Annotated in this window: 16 protein-coding genes; 10 read left to right on the top strand and 6 right to left on the bottom strand. The window is 73.1% G+C overall.

What is annotated here, in order from left to right:
- The first annotated feature begins 55 nt into the window (after window positions 1-55).
- A complete protein-coding gene (locus HUN58_RS04760) occupies window positions 56-511 on the top strand; it encodes a GNAT family N-acetyltransferase (RefSeq protein WP_114849402.1) in 456 nt (151 codons plus the stop codon).
- A complete protein-coding gene (locus tag HUN58_RS04755) occupies window positions 511-846 on the top strand; it encodes an MGMT family protein (RefSeq protein ID WP_114849401.1) in 336 nt (111 codons plus the stop codon). Before HUN58_RS04760 ends, HUN58_RS04755 begins: the two co-directional genes overlap by 1 nt.
- Window positions 847-2,289: 1,443 nt before the next feature.
- On the opposite strand, the gene HUN58_RS04750 is transcribed toward HUN58_RS04755, so the two are convergent.
- The 6 genes from HUN58_RS04750 to sucC form a co-directional block, all read right to left on the bottom strand.
- Window positions 2,290-4,113, bottom strand: coding sequence for an ABC transporter ATP-binding protein (locus HUN58_RS04750; RefSeq protein ID WP_114849398.1), 1,824 nt, complete (start codon window positions 4,111-4,113; stop codon window positions 2,290-2,292).
- A gap of 646 nt (window positions 4,114-4,759) precedes the next feature.
- Window positions 4,760-6,394, bottom strand: coding sequence for a bifunctional phosphoribosylaminoimidazolecarboxamide formyltransferase/IMP cyclohydrolase (purH, locus tag HUN58_RS04745; protein WP_180224572.1), 1,635 nt, complete (start codon window positions 6,392-6,394; stop codon window positions 4,760-4,762).
- Window positions 6,391-6,984, bottom strand: a complete 594-nt coding sequence (gene purN, locus HUN58_RS04740; protein WP_114849396.1) for a phosphoribosylglycinamide formyltransferase — start codon at window positions 6,982-6,984, stop codon at window positions 6,391-6,393. Before purN ends, purH begins: the two co-directional genes overlap by 4 nt.
- Before the next feature lie 31 nt (window positions 6,985-7,015).
- The gene (locus HUN58_RS20905) at window positions 7,016-9,100 is read right to left on the bottom strand and encodes a DUF6350 family protein (protein ID WP_180224571.1); all 2,085 of its coding nucleotides are present in this window, start codon (window positions 9,098-9,100) and stop codon (window positions 7,016-7,018) included.
- 146 nt (window positions 9,101-9,246) lie between these two features.
- Window positions 9,247-10,134 (bottom strand): succinate--CoA ligase subunit alpha, encoded by an 888-nt coding sequence (gene sucD, locus HUN58_RS04730; protein WP_058741263.1) that lies wholly within the window; start codon window positions 10,132-10,134, stop codon window positions 9,247-9,249.
- Between the two features lie 14 nt (window positions 10,135-10,148).
- The gene (gene sucC, locus HUN58_RS04725) at window positions 10,149-11,318 is read right to left on the bottom strand and encodes an ADP-forming succinate--CoA ligase subunit beta (protein ID WP_114849394.1); all 1,170 of its coding nucleotides are present in this window, start codon (window positions 11,316-11,318) and stop codon (window positions 10,149-10,151) included.
- Between the two features lie 199 nt (window positions 11,319-11,517).
- Between sucC and HUN58_RS04720 the strand changes: the two genes are divergently transcribed.
- The 8 genes from HUN58_RS04720 (at window position 11,518) to HUN58_RS04685 (ending at window position 18,667) form a co-directional block, all read left to right on the top strand.
- On the top strand, window positions 11,518-13,149 hold the full coding sequence (locus tag HUN58_RS04720) for a RecQ family ATP-dependent DNA helicase (RefSeq protein WP_180226013.1): 1,632 nt from the start codon (window positions 11,518-11,520) through the stop codon (window positions 13,147-13,149).
- A 236-nt stretch (window positions 13,150-13,385) separates the two neighbouring features.
- On the top strand, window positions 13,386-13,679 hold the full coding sequence (locus HUN58_RS04715) for a hypothetical protein (RefSeq protein ID WP_058741266.1): 294 nt from the start codon (window positions 13,386-13,388) through the stop codon (window positions 13,677-13,679).
- 44 nt (window positions 13,680-13,723) lie between these two features.
- On the top strand, window positions 13,724-14,092 hold the full coding sequence (locus tag HUN58_RS04710; protein WP_180226012.1) for a hypothetical protein: 369 nt from the start codon (window positions 13,724-13,726) through the stop codon (window positions 14,090-14,092).
- A complete protein-coding gene (locus HUN58_RS04705) occupies window positions 14,089-14,946 on the top strand; it encodes an oxygenase MpaB family protein (RefSeq protein ID WP_180226011.1) in 858 nt (285 codons plus the stop codon). The genes HUN58_RS04710 and HUN58_RS04705 overlap by 4 nt, the downstream gene beginning before the upstream one ends.
- A 27-nt stretch (window positions 14,947-14,973) precedes the next feature.
- Entirely contained in the window at window positions 14,974-15,810 is an 837-nt protein-coding gene (locus HUN58_RS04700) for a phosphoribosyltransferase family protein (RefSeq protein ID WP_180226010.1), read from the top strand.
- A complete protein-coding gene (locus HUN58_RS04695; RefSeq protein ID WP_180226009.1) occupies window positions 15,807-17,363 on the top strand; it encodes a nicotinate phosphoribosyltransferase in 1,557 nt (518 codons plus the stop codon). Before HUN58_RS04700 ends, HUN58_RS04695 begins: the two co-directional genes overlap by 4 nt.
- Window positions 17,360-18,013 (top strand): NUDIX hydrolase, encoded by a 654-nt coding sequence (locus HUN58_RS04690; protein WP_180226008.1) that lies wholly within the window; start codon window positions 17,360-17,362, stop codon window positions 18,011-18,013. The genes HUN58_RS04695 and HUN58_RS04690 overlap by 4 nt, the downstream gene beginning before the upstream one ends.
- Window positions 18,014-18,031: 18 nt before the next feature.
- Window positions 18,032-18,667, top strand: a complete 636-nt coding sequence (locus HUN58_RS04685) for a pyridoxal 5'-phosphate synthase (protein ID WP_180226007.1) — start codon at window positions 18,032-18,034, stop codon at window positions 18,665-18,667.
- Window positions 18,668-18,710 lie beyond the last annotated feature (43 nt).

Genomic DNA, 18,710 nt, shown 5'->3' with positions numbered 1-18,710 from the left:
AACGGTCGTGTCACCGTCCTGGCCCCCGGTCGGGGAGCACCGCTAGCCTGACCCCATGTCCGACCTGCGCCTCGAAGAACTCTCCGCGTCCACCGCCGCCGCAGCGAACTCCCTGACGCTCAAGCCGGGGCAGGAGGAGTTCGTGCAGCCGCAGACGTACGCGGTCGCGGAGTCCGACGTGAAGCCCAGCTCCGCCTGGACCCGCGTCGTCCTCGACGGGGACCGGGTCGTCGGCGTGATCGTCGGCACCTTCGACGAGGACAACGCGGACGAGGAGCTCCGGAGCGCGATCTGGCGCGTGCACGTCGCCGGTGACGCCCAGGGCCGGGGCGTCGGACGCTTCGCGGTGCACGGCCTGGCAGACGAGGCGCGGAGCCGAGGGTTCGAACGCCTGACCGTCGTGTACGAGCCCGGCGGCGAGGTCGGTCCCGAGGCGTTCTTCCGCGCGCTCGGCTTCTCGGTCGTGCGCGAGACGCAGTACGGCGACCACTTCGCCGCGCTGTCCCTGTAGTGCCCTCCGAGCCCGACCCGACGGACTTCGGTGCCGCGGTCGCGCTGGTGGTGCGGTCGATCCCACCCGGTCGGGTGATGACCTACGGAGACGTCGCCGCTGAACTCGGGTCACGTGCACCCCGGGCGGTCGGCAAGGTGATGGCGCACGAGGGCTCGGACCTGCCGTGGTGGCGGGTGGTCCGCTCCGGCGGGCTGCCGCCGGTCCGGCACGAGACCCGCGCGTTCGAGCACTACCGGGCGGAGGGGACGCCGCTCGTGCAGGGCTCCTCGGCCTGGAGGATCGACATGCGCCGTGCGCGCTGGTCCGGCTTCTCCGAGCAGCTGCGAGATTAACTGCATACGACATTTCAGATGTACAACTGAGCGACCTCGTCTCGAAAGGACACCATGCTCAGGAAGAACCACGTCATCGCCACGACCGCCGTCACGGTCGGTCTCCTCTGCGCCGCGGCAGCTCCGGCATCGGCAGCGACGAACGCCTTCGGAACCGCTGCGACCGCCAGCGCGTCCGCCCGTGCCTCGTCGACGATCCCCGGCAGCTCGACCGAACTGCGCTACTTCGGCGGCGTGCCCGTGCTCGACCTCGGCGACTCGCGACTCGCCCTTGCGTCGTCGCGCTCGGTCGTCGTCTCGGGAGTCGCCTCCGCCGCCGGCACCTTCCACCTGTCGGACGGTGACCGTGAGCTCTGCAGCGTCGCCACGCAGGGGCTGGCCTTCGTCTGCGAGATCCCGGACCTCGCGCCGGGGGAACGCGAGCTGCACGCCTTCGTCACGACTCCCGACGGCAGCCGCACCGCCGAGGACGTCGTGCTCCTGCGCGCCCGCGTCGAGAAGCCCAACGTCACCTCCGCCACCCGCCACGGTGACGTCGCCGTGATCGAGGGCACCGCGACCCCCGGCGCGCACATCACCGTCGCGACCCCCTCCGACGACGCCACGGTGGCCGAGGCCGACGCGAACGACGGCACGTTCCGCGTGGAAGCACCGGTGCGACCGGGCAACGCCGACGAGGACGACGCCTTCCGCGTCCGCGCCACGGTCGACCTGCCCGCCGACCAGCAGGGCGACCCCGAGGACTCGCTCGGCACCAGTGCGTGGACCCAGGTCGACGTCGACGACCAGGGCGGGACCCCCGACCCCGGCACCGGCGGCCCGAGCGACGTCGTCACGCCCCCGACCGACGTCGACCCCGGCTTCACCCCGCAGCCCGGCGACGGCGGCGAGACCCCCGACCCCGGCGACGGCGGCGAGGGCGAGACCCCCGCACCGGTCGACCCGATCCAGTGGATCATCCCGACGGATGACGGTGCTGGCTACACCTCGCTGCAGGTCCGCGGGGAACCGGGCACCTCGGTCACGGCGACCACCCCGACGGGCGACACCGTCCGCGGCCGCCTGGACGGCTCGGGCTCCGCACGCCTGCAGCTGCACCTGCCGTCGCAGTTCCGCTGGAGCGTGCAGGTGACGGCCGAGCACGACGGTGCCACGGCCGAGCGCACCGTCGAGGTGGGCACCGGCCCGCGCGCCGACCAGGGCACCCTGGTCGCGACCGCCGTCTCGAAGGGCTACGAATCGCAGATCTGGTTCGCGGGCGCGACCGGCTCCGTCACGATCTCCTACGACGGCCAGACGACCACCGCGTCCGGCAACGAGAGCGGCTGGGGCCGGTACGTCTACGGACCGAAGGCCGGCACCGTCGTGCGACCGGCACCGTGCCTCCCGGCTGGGGGTCGACCACCTGCGGGGTCGCACCCTGCGTGGGATCCGTCTGCTGGCTCATGCCATCGCCTCCTCTCGGGCGGGCGCATCGTCCTCGTCGAGCGAGGAGATGACGTAGCGGTAGTGCTCGTTGGTGGCCATCAGCTCCGAGTGGGTGCCGACGGCGGTGATCCGGCCGTTCTCCATGAGGGCCACGCGGTCGGCGAGGGTCACGGTGGACGGGCGGTGGGCGACGATGAGCGACGTGGTGTCCGCGAGGACCCGGCGGAGCCCGGCCTCGACCCGCGCCTCGGTGTCGACGTCGAGCGCCGACAGCGGGTCGTCGAGCACGAGCACCGACGGCCGCGCCGCGATCGCCCGGGCCAGCGCCAGACGCTGCCGCTGGCCGCCGGAGAGCGACAGGCCCTCCTCCCCGACGCGGGTGTCGACGCCCTCCGGGAGCTCGTCGACGAAGGACGCCTGCGCGATCTCGAGGGCCTCACGCATGATCCGCTCCGCCTCGTCGCCGGACAGGTCCGGGCGACCGAGCAGCACGTTGTCACGCACGCTCGTCGAGAAGAGCGTGGCGTCCTCGAACGCGACGCCGACGTGCCGACGGAGTTCCTCCCGGGTGAGGTCGCGGATGTCGACGCCGTCGATCGTGATCGAGCCGCCGGTCACGTCGTAGAGCCGCGGCACGAGCGAGAGCAGCGTTGTCTTGCCGCACCCGGTCAGGCCGACGAGCGCCATGGTCTCGCCCGGCTGGAGCTCCAGCTGGACGCCGTTCACCAGGTCCGGGAACTGCGCCGGCGAGTCCTGGTAGCGGAAGTGCACGTCGTTGAACGACAGCGCACCGTGCGGCTCGGCGATCGTCCGCGGGTGTTCCGGGTCCTGGATCGTGTTCTCGGAGTCCATCACCTCGAAGAACCGGTCGACCGCCGTGCGGGTGTCGAACGTCATCGAGAGCAGGAAGCCGATCGACTCGATCGGGAACCGCAGCACGGTCGCGGTCGCGAAGAACGCGAAGAGCTGCCCGACGGTGAGCTCGCCCTGCGACGCCAGCCAGATGCCGGCGAGCAGGCAGAGCGCGAAGGCGACGTCCGGCACGAGGAGCAGCCAGAGCCACAGGCCCGCGATCGCCCGGGACTTCTCGATCTCGGTACCGCGCAGCGCCTCGGCCTGCTCGGTGAACTCGTCGAGCTTCGACCGGCCGCGACCGAACGCCTTGAGCACGCGGATGCCGTGCACCGACTGCTCGACGCTCGTCGCGAGGTCGCCGACCTGGTCCTGGGAGCGGCGCGTGATGATCGAGTAGCGGCGCTCGAACAGGATCGCGGTGACCCAGATCGGCACGCACGCGACGAGGAAGACCAGGCCGAGCAGCCAGCCGAAGCTGAACAGCACGACGAAGCCGACCACGATCGTGACGGTGTTCACGACGAGCAGCACCACGCCGAACGCCAGCCAGCGTCGGATGAGCGACAGGTCGGACACCGAGCGGGACAGCAGCTGCCCGGACTCCCAGCGGTCGTGGAACGCGACCGGTAGGTCCTGCAACTTGTTGTAGAGCGCGTTGCGCATGCTCGACTCGATCCGCGTCGAGGGGCGCATCACCATCCGCCGACGGGCGGCGATGAAGAACGCCTCGAGCACACCGAGCGCCAGGACGGCGAGCCCGGCGGGCAGGATGAGGTTCCGGTCGCCGCTCGAGAGCGGACCGTCGACGAGCCCCTGCAGGACGTAGGGGATGGCGAGGGCCACGAGCGAGGCGCCCATCGCGACGGCCATGCCGCCGAGCAGGCGACCGCTGTGCGGTCGGACGTAGGGCCAGATGCGCGCGAGCGCGCGCAGCGTGGAGGGACGGTCGGTGGACGGGCGCGCCTGGTCTGGCGTCTTGGACATGGGTTGCGTCCTCGTGCGTCGTGCCGCGTCCGCCCGGTCTGGTCGCCGCTGCCGCCGACGGGTCACGTCGGTGGGTGGCGGTCCGGCCGGGAGGCACGGTGGGCGTTGCGTGGTGGTCGTCGGCCGGGCGCGTGGTCGCGCGCCGTCGCCGTCACGTCGCGTGACGTCGACCGGGCCGGAGGGCACCGGGGGACGCAGTGGTCCCCCGGGTTCTCAGCGGGTGGTCCGTGCTCGCCGACGGCGGTCGTCGGGCACGGGGCCGTGGGAGGGGCCTGGCTAGACGGCGGCCGCGGCCGGGGTCCGTCGCGGCATGCGCGCGCGGTACCGGGGTCGCGGAGCGGGAGTGGTCCCCACGAGGGACACGAGACCCGTCCGGGCAGCCGTCGCCACTGTGCCGGTCGTCGTGTCCATCGTCACTCCAGTCGTCGTCTTCGTCACCGTTGTGTCCGCGCTGCCGCCGATCCGTCGGGGATCGTCAGCACCTGTTGCGGAGCCTTGCAGACTATTCCCGGGCGGACGTGTTGCGCAACGGATCCGAGGAAGATTCCTGTTGTTGGACGCGGTGTCGATTCCGTCCGAGCGCGTCGGTCGGCGTCGGTCCTCGTCGGCGTTGGTCCGCGTCGGCGTCGGTCCGCGTCAGCGTCGGTCAGTGGAAGAAGTGGCGCTCGCCCGTGAAGTACATGGTCACGCCGGCCGCCTGCGCCGCCGCGATCACCTCGGCGTCGCGGACGCTGCCGCCCGGCTGGGCGACCGCGCGGACCCCGGCGTCGAGCAGCACCTGCAGGCCGTCGGCGAACGGGAAGAAGGCGTCGGACGCGGCGACGCTCCCCGCGGCCCGCTCGCCCGCACGCGTGACGGCGAGGTGGCAGGAGTCGACCCGGTTGACCTGGCCCATCCCGACGCCGACGCTCGCGCCGCGGTCGGCCAGCAGGATGCCGTTCGACTTCACCGCACGGCTGGCCTTCCACGCGAAGGCCAGGTCGGCGAGGGTCGCGTCGTCCGCTGGCTCCCCCGCGACGAGGTCCCACGTGGACTGGTCGAAGCCGGCGAAGCGGTCGGCGTCCTGCACGAGGAAGCCGCCGGAGATCTGCTTCACCTCGTGCTCGGCGAGCGCGAAGTCCGCCGGCAGCGTGAGCAGGCGGATGTTCTTCTTCTGCGACAGGATCTCGAGGGCCTCGGGGTCGAAGCCGGGGGCCACGACGACCTCGGTGAAGATGTCCTTGACCGTCTCGGCCATCTGCTTCGTCACCGGGCGGTTCGCCGCGATCACACCGCCGAACGCCGACAGCGGGTCGCACGCGTGGGCCGCCGCGTGCGCCGAGGCGATCGGGTCGAGGGCGTCGGCCGGGGCGATCGCGATGCCGCACGGGTTAGCGTGCTTGATGATCGCGACGGCGGGGGTGTCGAAGTCGTACGCGGCCCGGACGGCGGCGTCGGCGTCGACGTAGTTGTTGTACGACATCTCCTTGCCGTGCAGCTGGGTCGCCTGGGCGATGCCCGTGCCGTCGGGGGTCGTGTACAGCGCGGCCGCCTGGTGGGCGTTCTCGCCGTAGCGGAGGGTCGCACGGAGCTCGGCCTGCAGCCGGAGCTCGTCGTCGAACGTGCCGGGGGTCACGACGTCGCCGTCGACCGTCGGTGCCGCGGCCTGCTCGACCACGTCGGTCGCGAAGTACGACGCCACGGCGGTGTCGTAGGCGGCGGTGTGGGCGAAGGCCTGCGCGGCGAGGCGCTTCCGGAGCTCGAGCGTCGTCCCGCCGGCGCGGACGGCCTCGACGACCTCGGCGTACGAGGACGGCGAGACGACGATCGCCACGTTCGGGTGGTTCTTCGCGGACGCCCGGACCATCGCGGGGCCGCCGATGTCGACGTTCTCGACGACCGTGGCCGCGTCGGCGCCGCAGGCCACCGTCTCGACGAAGGGGTACAGGTTCACGACGACGAGCTCGAACGGCGCGATGCCGAGGTCCCCGAGCTGCTGCTCGTGCGACGCGAGGCGCAGGTCGGCGAGGAGTCCCGCGTGCACGGCCGGGTGCAGGGTCTTGACGCGGCCGTCGAGCGACTCCGGGAACCCGGTCACGCTCGACACGTCGGTCACGGCGTACCCGGCGTCGCGGATCGTCTGCGCGGTGCTGCCCGTAGAGACGAGCTCCACACCGGCGTCGGCGAGGGCCTCGGCGAGCTCGAGCAGGCCGCTCTTGTCGCTCACCGAGACGAGCGCGCGCCGCACGGGGACGACGTCGCGGTGGCGGTAGAGGCTGGGGTCGGCGGCGTGCACGCTCATGCGCTCGGGGTGCCCTTCAGGTCGGTGGTGCCGTTGGCGATGTCGAGGATCGTCTGGATGAGGAGTCGGCGTTCGACCGGCTTGATGCGGTCGTGCAGCGTCGACTCGGTGTCGCCCGGCAGCACCGGGATGCGCTCCTGGGCGAGGATCGGCCCGGTGTCGACGCCGTCGTCGACCTGGATCACGCTCGCGCCGGTCTGGTCGACCCCGGCCGCGAGCGCGTCCCGGACGCCGTGCGCCCCGGGGAACTCGGGCAGGTACGCCGGGTGGGTGTTGATGATGGCGGGGGCGAACTCCGACACGACCTGGTGCGGGAGCAGGCGCATGAGGCCGGACAGCACGAGCAGGTCGGGCGACCACGGGCGGATCTGGGCGGCCAGTTCGGCGCCCCAGTCCTGGCGCGTGGCGAAGCGGGAGAACGGGACCGTGAAGGTCGGGATGCCGAACTCCTCGCCGAGCCCCAGGCCCTCGGCGTCGCGGTCGGCCCCGATCGCGACGACGCGTGCGGGGTACTCGGCATCGGTGGTCGCCTGGAGCAGTGCCCGCAGGTTCGACCCGGTACCGGAGATCAGGACGACCAGTTCGAGCACGGGGACCAGCCTAGCGGCGGTGCGCGGCGGACTACGCGTCGTGCTTCGGACGGCGCCACCAGGGCAGCTCGTCCTCGGCGATCTGGTCGGTCGTGTCCCAGCGCGGAGGGCGGGCCGACCGCGCAGGCTCCGCGGTGTCGGCCGATCCCGTGGCGCCCACGTCGGTGCCCGTGACGTCGGTGCCGGTCAGGTCGGTGCCGGTGTCGTCGTGCCGGCTGGCGACGAACTCCTCGGTGCTCCACGGGAACGCGGGCTGCTGCTCGGTGCCCGGCGCGTGCGGGAGCGGTTCGTCCCCGGGGCCCCCGGGGCGGTCGGCGTCCGAACCCGTGACGCGGTCACGCAGGTCCCCGGCACGGCTCCGGACGCCGTCGGCGGCGCCCCGGAGTCGGTCGCGCAGGCTGCTCACACCGCCGCGGGACGGCACGGTCGCCCCCTGCGACGACGGAGCGGGCTCGATGCGCTCCGCCGCGACGGCGTCCGTGCGCGCCCAGGCCGGGAGCGGCACCGCGTCGGACTCCGGCTCGGGCCCCGGCGACGGCTCCCGTGACGGAGACGGAGACGGAGACGGTGCCGGTGCCGGTGCCGGTGCCGGTGCCGGTGCCGGTGCCGGTGCCGGTGCCGGAGTCGGAGCCGGTACCGGCGTCGGCTCGTCCGCCGGTGCCGGGTCGTCGTGGATCGGCTCGGTCGGGTGGTCGTCCGCCGCGGCACGGGTGGCGGCGTCGTGCGCCTCGTGCACCACGAACCGGTGCGACTGCGTGGACCGTCCGCCGCCGGCGTCGTCGAGGGCCGCGAGGAGCGAGCCGGCACGCGCATCGTCAGCGGCGTCGGCACCGGTCCCGTCGGTCGGGACGTCGTCGTCCGCCTCGTGCCAGCGCTCCCGGCCCCAGCCGCGCTCGGGCAGCCGGACGAGGTCGCTGCCGATCGCGAGCGCGACGACCGCGGGCACGCCGACCTCGAGGGCCGCGAACAGCCCGACGACGAGTCCGTCCGGACCCGCCTGTGCGAGACGACCCGGCCCGAACGACCCGGCGGTCAGCCCGGTGGCCACTCCGGTCAGCAGCCCGGCGACCACGCCGGTCGCCACCCCGGCGAGCGCCCGGTGCAGCGCGGAGTCGTCGGCGCCGAGCGCCCGCACGAGCCGCGGCCGGAGCAGACCGCCGACGACGAACCCGGCCACGACGGGCACGAGCACCCAGAGCAGACCGAAGGTGTGGCCGGCCGCGGGGAGCGCGCCGAACACGGGCAGGCCCGGGATCGGGCCGAGCACGGTGCCGATCGGGGAGACGCTCGAGCCGGTGCCGATCGCGAAGCCGGGTCCGACGAGCCACGCGGTGGCCCAGCCGACCAGGTCGGGCACGAACGCGAGCTGCCCGACGGTGAGCGCGATGCCGCCGACGACCCCCGCGTGCGAGCGCTCGTACAGGGCGATGACGTCGGCGAACGAGGCGAGCAGGACCAGCCCGACCACGAGCGCCGCGACGGCGACGACCACGGCGGTGGCGGCCGTGCCCGCGCGGAGCCCGAACCCGGCGAGCATGCGCCACCGCCCGGGGATGCGGTCGACGAGCGCGAGCACCCGACGGGCCAGGGGGTCCGCCGGCAGCCCGCGGCGCACGCGGCAGACCTCGGACGTCACGAGGGCGGGGACGGCGAACCACAGCGCGGGCAGCACGACGGCCTGCCAGACGGTGGGGTCGGTGGCCGCGGAGCGGGAGGACAGTGCGACAGCGAGCCCGAGGGCCGCGACGACCCCGGTGCCGACGAGCAGGCCCGTCGTCCGGTGCTCGGTCTCGGCGAACCGTCGTCCGGCCCGACCGCCGAGCCAGGCGGTCACGACCGCGAACCCGAGCGCCGCGAGGGTCACGTGGATGGGGGCGGCGGCGCCGTCCACCCCGGACGCGCCGGCCACCGCGGAACCGAGCCGGAAGGTCACGTCGACACCGTGGCCGACGAGCCAGACGCTGCCGGTCGCCTTCCAGAAGACGTCCCAGTCGACCTGCAGGCCGTACTCGAAACCCCAGAGGAGCGTCAGCGGGACGAGCGCGATGCCGATGCCCACGCCGACCGTCACGATCGCCTCGACGGCGGCCAGCAGTGCGGTTCCCAGGCGGTTCATCCGGGCCAGGGTACGTGCCGCCCGGGCCGGCGCGGGCGAGCCGCGCGGTGCCGGTGGACATCCACGCGACCACGGACGCAACGGGAGGCACGGTGCGGGCCCGCACCGTGCCTCCCGTCCGTCCTGGGGTCGGGTGACCGGACCGCCTACGAGGCGGCGACCACCTCGCGCAGCAGCGCGGCCGTCTCGGACGGGGTCTTGCCGACCTTCACGCCCGCGGCCTCGAGGGCCTGCTTCTTCGCCTCGGCCGTGCCCGCGGAACCGGACACGATGGCGCCCGCGTGGCCCATCGTCTTGCCCTCGGGCGCGGTGAAGCCCGCGACGTAGCCGACGACCGGCTTCGTGACGTGCGCCTTGATGTAGTCGGCCGCGCGCTCCTCGGCGTCGCCGCCGATCTCGCCGATCATGACGATCGCGGTGGTCTCCGGGTCGGCCTCGAACGCGGCGAGCGCGTCGATGTGCGTCGTCCCGATGACCGGGTCGCCGCCGATGCCGATGGCGGTCGAGAAGCCCAGGTCACGCAGCTCGTACATCATCTGGTAGGTCAGGGTGCCGGACTTCGACACGAGCCCGATCGGACCCTTGCCGGTGATCGTGGCCGGCGTGATGCCGACGAGCGACTCCCCGGGGGTGATGATGCCGGGGCAGTTCGGGCCGATGATGCGGGTCTTGCCGCCGAGGGCCTTGGCGTGCGCCCAGAACGCGGCGGAGTCCTGCACCGGGATGCCCTCGGTGATGACGACGACGAGCGGGATCTCGGCGTCGATGGCCTCCATCACGGCGTCCTTCGCGAACGCCGGCGGGACGAACACGATCGAGACGTCGGCACCCGTGGTGTCGATGGCCTCGCGCACCGAGCCGAACACGGGCAGCTCGACGTCGCCGTGCGTGACGGTCGTGCCGGCCTTGCGGGCGTTCACGCCGCCGACGACGTTCGTGCCGGCCTTGAGCATCAGCGCGGTGTGCTTCGTGCCCTCGCCGCCGGTGATGCCCTGGACGATGACCTTCGAGTCCTTGTTGAGGAAGATCGACATTGCTCTGGTGCTCCTTACGCCGCGGCCGCGGCGAGCTCGGCGGCCTGCTCGGCCGCATCGTCCATGGTCGCGGCGACGGTGACCAGCGGGTGCGCGGCCTCCGCCAGGATCCGACGGCCCTCGTCCACGTTGTTGCCGTCCAGGCGCACGACGAGCGGCTTCGTGGCCGCGTCGCCGAGGATGCCGAGCGCGGCGACGATGCCGTTCGCGACGGCGTCGCAGGCGGTGATGCCGCCGAAGACGTTCACGAACACGCTCTTGACCTGCGGGTCGCCGAGGATGACGTCGAGGCCGTTCGCCATGACCTCGGCCGAAGCGCCGCCGCCGATGTCGAGGAAGTTGGCGGGCTTCACGCCGCCGTGGCGCTCACCGGCGTAGGCGACGACGTCGAGGGTCGACATGACGAGCCCCGCGCCGTTGCCGATCACGCCGACCTGGCCGTCGAGCTTGACGTAGTTCAGGCCGTGGGCCTTCGCCTTGGCCTCGAGCGGGTCCTCGCTCGCGGTGTCCTCGAGCTGCGCGTGCTCCTGGTGCCGGAAGTCGGCGTTCTCGTCGAGCGAGACCTTGCCGTCGAGCGCCAGGATCTGGCCGTCGCCCGTGCGGACGAGGGGGTTGACCTCGACCAGGGTGGCGTCCTCGCCGGCGAAGACGTCGTAGAGCTTCACGAAGACGTCGGCGACCTGGTCCTGCAGCTCCGCCGGGAAGTTCGCCTGACGGGCGATGTCGAGCGCGGCTTCCTTGTTGATCCCGGTCAACGGGTTGACCTCGACCCGGGCGAGCGCCTCGGGCTTCTCGACCGCGAGCTGCTCGATCTCCATGCCGCCCTCGACGCTGACGAGGGACAGGTACGAGCGGTTCGCCCGGTCGAGCAGCACGGAGAAGTAGAACTCCTCGGCGATGTCGGCGCCCTGGGCGACCATCACCCGCTGGACGGTGTGGCCCTTGATGTCGAGGCCGAGGATCGCCTGCGCGTGCTCGTAGGCCTGGTCCGGGGTCTTCGCGACCTTGACGCCGCCGGCCTTGCCGCGGCCGCCGACCTTCACCTGGGCCTTGACGACGACCACGCCGCCGATCTTCTCGGCCGCTGCCTTCGCCTCCTCAGGGGTGTCGGCGATGATGCCCTGCAGCACAGGGACGCCGTAGGACTCGAAGAGGTCCCTGGCCTGGTACTCGAAAAGATCCACGCTGTTCTTCTTCCCGCACGGTTCGTGCGATCGGCATCGGTCATCGGGTCGCGCACTCAACGTCGAGGGTCGCTCGATGTCGAGACAACGGCCGCGACCACCCTACTGCCGCAGCGTGGACACCCGGTGCGCGGATCCGGATGGCCGCGACGCGCCACGCGGGGAGGACCTCCAGCCGCCCCCGGGCACGGTGGCTCCGATGGACACCGCACTCCGTACCCGCGCCGCCGACGTCTTCGGCTGGGACCTCCGTGACGCCCAGGCCACGGTCATCGACGCCGTCCTGGCCGGCCGCGACGCCCTCGCCCTGATGCCGACCGGGTCGGGGAAGTCCGCGATCTACCAGGTCGCCGGGCTCGCACTCGACGGGCTCGTCGTCGTGGTCTCCCCGCTCGTGGCCCTGCAGGAGGACCAGGTCGTCGGACTGCAGCGGCACCCGGACGCCCAGCGTGCCGTGGCCGTGAACGCGACGACGCGGGCCGCCGAGGTCGAGGACGCGTGGGACGCGATCGCCGCCGGGGACGTCCGCTACGTGTTCCTCGCGCCGGAGCAGCTCGCGAAGGACGACGTGGTCGAGCGACTGGCCGCGGCGGGCGTGTCCCTGCTCGCCGTCGACGAGGCGCACTGCGTGTCCTCGTGGGGGCACGACTTCCGCCCCGCGTACCTGGCCCTCGGCGAGGCTGCGGAGCGCCTCGGCCGTCCGCCGGTCCTCGCCCTCACCGCGACGGGCTCGGCCCCGGTCCGCGAGGACGTCGTCGCGCGCCTCGGCATGCGCGACCCGCTCGTGCTGTCCGCGGGGTTCGACCGCCCGGGCATCCGCATCGAGGTCGAGCGCTACGCCGACGCCGACGAGAAGCGCGCGGCCGTGGTCGAGCAGGCCGCAGCCGCGACCGGCACCGGCATCGTCTACGTCGCGACCCGGAAGGAGACCGACGAGTACGCCGACGCCCTCCGCGCCCGCGGCAAGGACGCCCGGCCGTACCACGCGGGCATGCGGGTCCGGGACCGCGACGCCGTGCTGCACGCCTTCCACGACGGCGAGGTGGACGTGGTCGTCGCGACGAGCGCCTTCGGCATGGGCATCGACAAGCCGGACGTCCGCTTCGTGCTGCACGCCGACGTCGCCGAGTCCGTGGACGCGCACTACCAGGAGATCGGCCGTGCGGGACGGGACGGCGCCCCGGCGACCGCGACCCTGCACTACCGCGCCGAGGACCTGGGCCTCCGCCGGTTCTTCGCGACCGGCACCCCGAAGCCCGCGTCGCTCCGCGCCGTGTTCGACGCGGTCCCCGAGGACGGGTCGATCGCCCGGTCGGCCCTCGCCGACGCGTCCGGCCTGTCGACCCGGACCGCGGGCCGTGCGGTGAACACCCTCGTCGAGGCGGGCGTGCTCGACGACGGCGCGGACGGGATCGTCCGCGCTGCCGACGCACCGCACTCGGCCGCCGAGGCCGCGAAGCGCGCGTCCACCCGCGCCGAGGAGCGCGAGCAGGTCGAGCAGTCCCGGATCGCGATGATGCGACGGTTCGCCGAGACCACCGGCTGCCGCCGCCAGTTCCTGCTCGGCTACTTCGGCGGCGAGCTCGCCGAGCCCTGCGGGAACTGCGACACCTGCACGTCGGGCAGCGCCTACGAGCAGGGGGCGCACGGCGCCGACGGTGCGCACGACGACGTCTGGCCGCCGGAGTCGGCGGTCGAGCACGCGCAGTGGGGCCACGGCACCGTCATGAGCACCGAGGACGACCGGGTGACCGTCTTCTTCGAGTCGGCCGGGTACAAGACGCTGGCCCTGGCCGACGTCGAGGAGCGGCACCTGCTCGAGCGGGTCTGAACCCGGGACGCCGAGCACAGGGGGAAGGCGCGGTCGCTCGACCACCCGTCGGCGACCGCGCTCCACTCCCCCGAGCACGGCGAGTGTGCCCCGCGTCCGTGTCCCGGAGGTGTCCGCCGGGTGAACGCGACGCGAAGCCGGGCCCCGAGTGCGCATCCCGGACGCCCCGTCAGGCGTCCGGCGTACACAGGAGGACCACCGAACGCGCCCGATCGGGCGAACGACAAGGAGCCACCATGAGCGACCCCGGCATCAGCCCCGTCGACGACTTCGACGCCCAGGAGCGCCGCGCCGACGACGTGGACCGCGAGCACGTCGGGCCGTACGAGGTCGACGAGTCCGAGGAGTCCCTGGAGACCGTCACGAACGACGCCGTCGCGGGCGAGACCGTCGAGCCGCAGGTCGGCGACGGCTCGGACGACGGCCCCACGGGCGGCGCCCCGCGCGAGGGCTCCCCGGACCTCTGGGAGCACGACGAGGACGAGGACCGTCCGGACCTCGGCGGCGACCTCGGCACGAAGCCGCTCTGACGCAGCACGGCACCGACGGAGCACGGGACGGTAGGTTGCCGCCCGTGCTCCGTCGTGTCCGTGCCGCCGTCCGCCGCGTCCCTGCGGTCGCGAGGCTGCTCGCCGTCGCCGCGCTCCTGCTGGTGGCCGCCGGCGCGCACACGCTCGTCCACGGGGACGGCCCGGCCACGTGGGTGGCGCTCACCGTCGCCGGGATCGTGATCGCCCTCCTGACCGGCTGCCCGACCCGCACCTGGCCGCTCCCTGCCGTCTGGCTCTTCGCTGCCCTGCTCGCGTCTGCTTCCGCCACCGGCGACGCCGTCGCCGCCCGCGTCGCCGCGGCGGCGGTCGCCGGTGGCGTCGGTCTCGTCGCCGCCGTCCTCCTGGACGTGGTCCCGGTGCTGCGGGCGCGCGGGCGCGGGTCCGCGACGTGACCGGTCGACGGCCTGGAGGCACGGCACACGACCGGTGGCGTGCCTCCCGTCCGACACCCGGCCGGGTCGCGGACCGTGCCCTGCGGGACTGGCTGGCCGACAGCACGCCCGTCGCGGCCGGCGGCCGCGCCATCCTGCTGCAGATCGCGGACCCGGTCGTCGCAGCGGGGGTCCGACGGCACTCGGACTTCGCGCGGCGACCGCAGCAGCGGCTCGCCCACACCCTGATGTTCGTCTCCGCCGTCGTGATCGGCACGGACGCCGACGCCGCCGTGGCGACCGCCTTCGTCGAGCACGCGCACCGGCCCGTCGCCGGCGCGGACGACGTCGAGCGCCAGCTGTGGGTCGCGGCGACGCTCTTCGACTCCGCACGTCGCGCCCACGAGCTGTTCGGCGACCCGCCCGGTCCGGACCGGGCCGAGGACGTGCTCGCGGCCTACGCGCCGATCGCGACCGCGTTGCGGGTGCCAGCAACGGATTGGTTCCGCGACGTCGCCGACTTCGACCGGTACTGGGCCGCGACGCTGCCGACGCTCACCGTCACCGACGACGCCAGGGGCATCGTCCGGGACCTCCTCCACCCGCGCTTCGCCCCGGCGTGGGTGCGGGCCGCGATGCCGCTCGTGCGGACCGTCACGGTCGGGATGCTGCCCGATGCTCTCCGCGCCGCGTACGGGTTCCCCTGGGGGCCGCGCGAACAGCGGCGCTTCCGACGGGCCGTCCGGCTCGTCCGGGGTGTGCGCCGCATGGTGCCGGCGGCACTCCTGCGGCTCCCGGGGCCCCTGCTGCTGCGCGCGATGCACCGGACGGCCGCCCGGTACCTCGCGGTACGGCCGGACCAGTTCTTGTCCTAGCGACAATTACCGTGGTACGGTCGGGTCATGGCAGTCGAACTCAGCACCTGGGACGCCCAGGGCACACCGACGACACCGACGTTCTCCACCATGCGGTTCCCCGCCGGTGAAGCCCACGTCAAGGTCGTGGACGACGCCGACGCGGGGGCGACCACCGAGATCGCGACCCTGCGCGGCACCAACGGGGACGACCTCGTCATGCTCGGCATGTGGGCTGACGCGGTCCGGCAGCGCGGCAGCAGGTCCGTCGCCCTCGTCCCGTACCTGCCCGGAGCCCGCCAGGACCGCGGGCTCCCCTTCGGCGCGAAGGTCTACGCGGACGTCCTCAACGGCTTCCACATCGACCAGGTGATCGCCTTCGACCCGCACTCCCCCGTGATCGTCGACCTCGTCGACAACCTCACGGTGGTCACGAGCGAGCAGGTCGTCCGCGATGCCGTGCTCGACGTCGAAGGGGACGCGTACACGGGGATCATCGCGCCGGACAAGGGTGCGGTCGCCCGTGCCACCGCGGTCGCCGAGTCCTGCGGGCTGCCGCTGTACCGCGCCGAGAAGCACCGCAACCCGGACACCGGCAAGCTCGACGGCTTCACGTGCGAGCCACTCCCGGCGGACGGCCGGTTCCTGGTCGTCGACGACATCTGCGACGGCGGCGGCACGTTCACGGGCCTCGCCGGCTCGACCGGCCTGCCGAAGGAGCGCCTGGGCCTCTGGGTCTCACACGGGGTGTTCTCCGGCCGGGCTCCGCAGCTCGCCGAGCACTTCGGCGAGATCGTCACGACCGACAGCTACCCGGCCCAGAACGCCGTCCCCGGTCTCCGGACCGTCCCGCTCAGCCCCTACCTCACGAAGGAGATCCGATGACCACCACGACGACGGGCCTCGAGCCCCGCACCACCACCGCGAGCCCGATCGCCCCGCTGCTCGCCGTCGACGGCTACAAGCACTCGCACCGGCAGGTCTACCCGCAGGGCACGACCCGGATCCTGATCAACTGGACGAACCGCTCGAACGCGCACATGCCCGAGTCGACGCACGCCGTGGTCTTCGGGCTGCAGGCCTTCGTGCAGCGGCACCTCGTCGAGGCGTGGGAGCCGTTCTTCGCCGCCGACGAGGACACCGTCGCCGACCTGTTCGAGCAGGCGCTGCAGGGCTACTTCGGCCCGAACCACATCGGGGTCGACCACGTCCGCGCCCTGCACCGCCTCGGGTACCTGCCGCTCGAGATCCGCGCCCTCCCCGAGGGCACCCTCGCGCCGATCGGCGTCGCCACCCTGACGGTCGAGAACACCGTCGACGAGTTCTTCTGGCTGCCGAACTACATCGAGACCGCACTGTCCGCCTCGATCTGGCACCCGTCCACCGTCGCGACGAAGGCCCTGGCCTACCGCGACCTCATGGAGGAGTGGGCCGAACGGACCGGCGCCGACCCGGCGAGCATCGACTTCGCCGCGCACGACTTCTCGTTCCGCGGGCAATCGAGCATCGAGTCCGCAGCCGCCGGCGGTGCCGGGCACCTGCTCTCGTTCCTCGGCACCGACTCGATGCCCTCGCTCGACTTCATCGACCGCTACTACCCCGGCGACAACGGCTGGGTCGCGGCGAGCGTGCCCGCCACCGAGCACAGCGTGATGTGCGTCCGGGGCGCCGACGGCGAGCTCGAGACCTTCGAGCAGATCCTCGATGTCTACCCGACGGGCATCGTCTCGGCGGTGAGCGACGGCTTCGACCTGTTCAAGGTCATCACCGAGACGCTCCCGCAGCTCAAGGACCGCATCACGGCCCGCGACGGCAAGCTCGTCATCCGCCCGGACTCGGGCGACCCGGTCGACATCGTCACCGGCACGGTGCACAGCGTCCCGCGGGACGAACTCCTCCGCGACGGCCGCACCCACGAGGAGAAGGGCGTCGTCGAGCTCCTCGACGAGCTGTTCGGCCACACCGTCAACGCGAAGGGCTTCAAGGTCCTCGACCAGCACATCGGCGTGATCTACGGCGACAGCATCACGCTCGACCGTGCGCACCGCATCTACGAGCGCCTGGCCGCCAAGGGCTACGCGAGCGACAACATCGTGCTCGGCATCGGCTCGTACACGTACCAGTACATGACCCGCGACAACCTCGGCAGCGCGGTGAAGGCCACGTGGGCGCTCGTCGACGGCCAGCCGGTCGACATCCAGAAGGACCCGAAGACCGGCAGCGGCAAGAAGAGCGCGAAGGGCCGCATCGCGCTGCACCGCGACGCGGACGGCGAGATCCGCCAGACCGACCAGGCCACGCCCGAGGACGAGGCCACGAGCCTCCTCCAGCCGGTCTGGGTCGACGGCCGCTTCCAGGTCCACCAGTCCTTCGCGGACGTCCGACAGGTGCTCCGCACCGAGCGGGCGGCCCGGGCCGCCCGCCGGGCGACGGTGTGACCGACGCCGCCACGGTGGCCCGCGACCAACCGCTCATCGCGATCGACGTCGTCCCGGTGTCGTTCACGACGGCGGACGGTCTGCGGGTCGCCACCGCGCGGCGGGCACACGACCCGTTCGCCGGCCTGGAGGCACTCCCCGGCGTGCTCCTGGACGCTGCGGAACGCCTCGTGGACGGCGCGCGACGCGCACTGCGGACCAAGACCGGGATCGACACGGCTGCGGTCCGGCACCTCGCGCAGGTCGGTGCGTTCGACGGACCGTCCCGCGACCCGCGGGACACCGCGATCAGCATCGCGTTCCTGGCGGTCGTCGACCCGGGGGTGGACGCACCGTCCGCGGTCTGGCGGCGACCCGACCAGGGTGACCCGCGCCTCCCGTTCGACCACGACGCGATCGTCCGGACGGCCGTCGACCAGGTGCGGACCCGGCTGTGGCGCGACATCCCGCTGACACGCGCCCTGCTCGGCGAGGTGTTCCCGACGTCCGCGGCGGCGCGGCTGCACGCGGCGTTGCACGGCAGCGCACCAGACGCCGGCAACCTCAACCGCTCCCTGCGGACGAACCCGGCGCTCGTGCGGACCACCGCACCCACGACGGCGGGCACGCGGAGCGGACGTCCCCCGGCGACCTGGACGTGGGCGGGCTGAGCGCGGTTGGCTGGGGCCATGTCCGCTTCGCTGTCCGGTGACGACTCCCTGCACCTGCCCGAGTTCGACGCGCCGCCGTCGTCCCCGATCGACCTGGCCCGGCGGTGGCTCGACGACGCCACATCGCGCGACGTGTCCGAGCCGATGTCGATGACCCTCGCGACGGCGGGGGCGGACGGCCGGGTGAGCGCCCGCACGGTCGACGTGAAACGGCTCGAGGACCGCGGGCTCGTGTTCGGCACCTCGACGCTCAGTCCCAAGGGGCGGCAGCTCGCCGAGAACCCGCACGCCGCGCTCCAGGTGTACTGGCGCGAGACGATGCAGCAGCTCCGGTTCGAGGGCCGGGCGGTGCAGCTCTCCGACGACGAGTCCGACGCGCTGTTCGCCGACCGCTCGCCGAAGTCCCGCGCCGCGACCGCGATCGCCGACCAGTCCGCCGTGCTCGAGCCCCGGACCCTGCAGGACCTGATCGACGACGCGAACGTGCTCCTGTCCCAGACCGACGACGCCGTCCCGCGCCCGGAGGGGTGGGTTGCGTGGCGGCTCGAGCCCGAGGTCGTGGAGTTCTGGCACGGCAGCCGCGACCGGATGCACCGGCGGCTGCAGTACGTCCGCGCGGGCGAGGGCTGGGACGCGGCGCGGCTGCAGCCGTAGCGGGGGCGCTCGTGCTCTGCCTGTTGCCGTCCGCAGAGCGCGG

Source organism: Curtobacterium sp. Csp1 (genome assembly GCF_013347185.1).
Note: the sequence above shows the minus strand (reverse complement) of the source record. Positions and strands in the feature narration are given on the sequence as shown.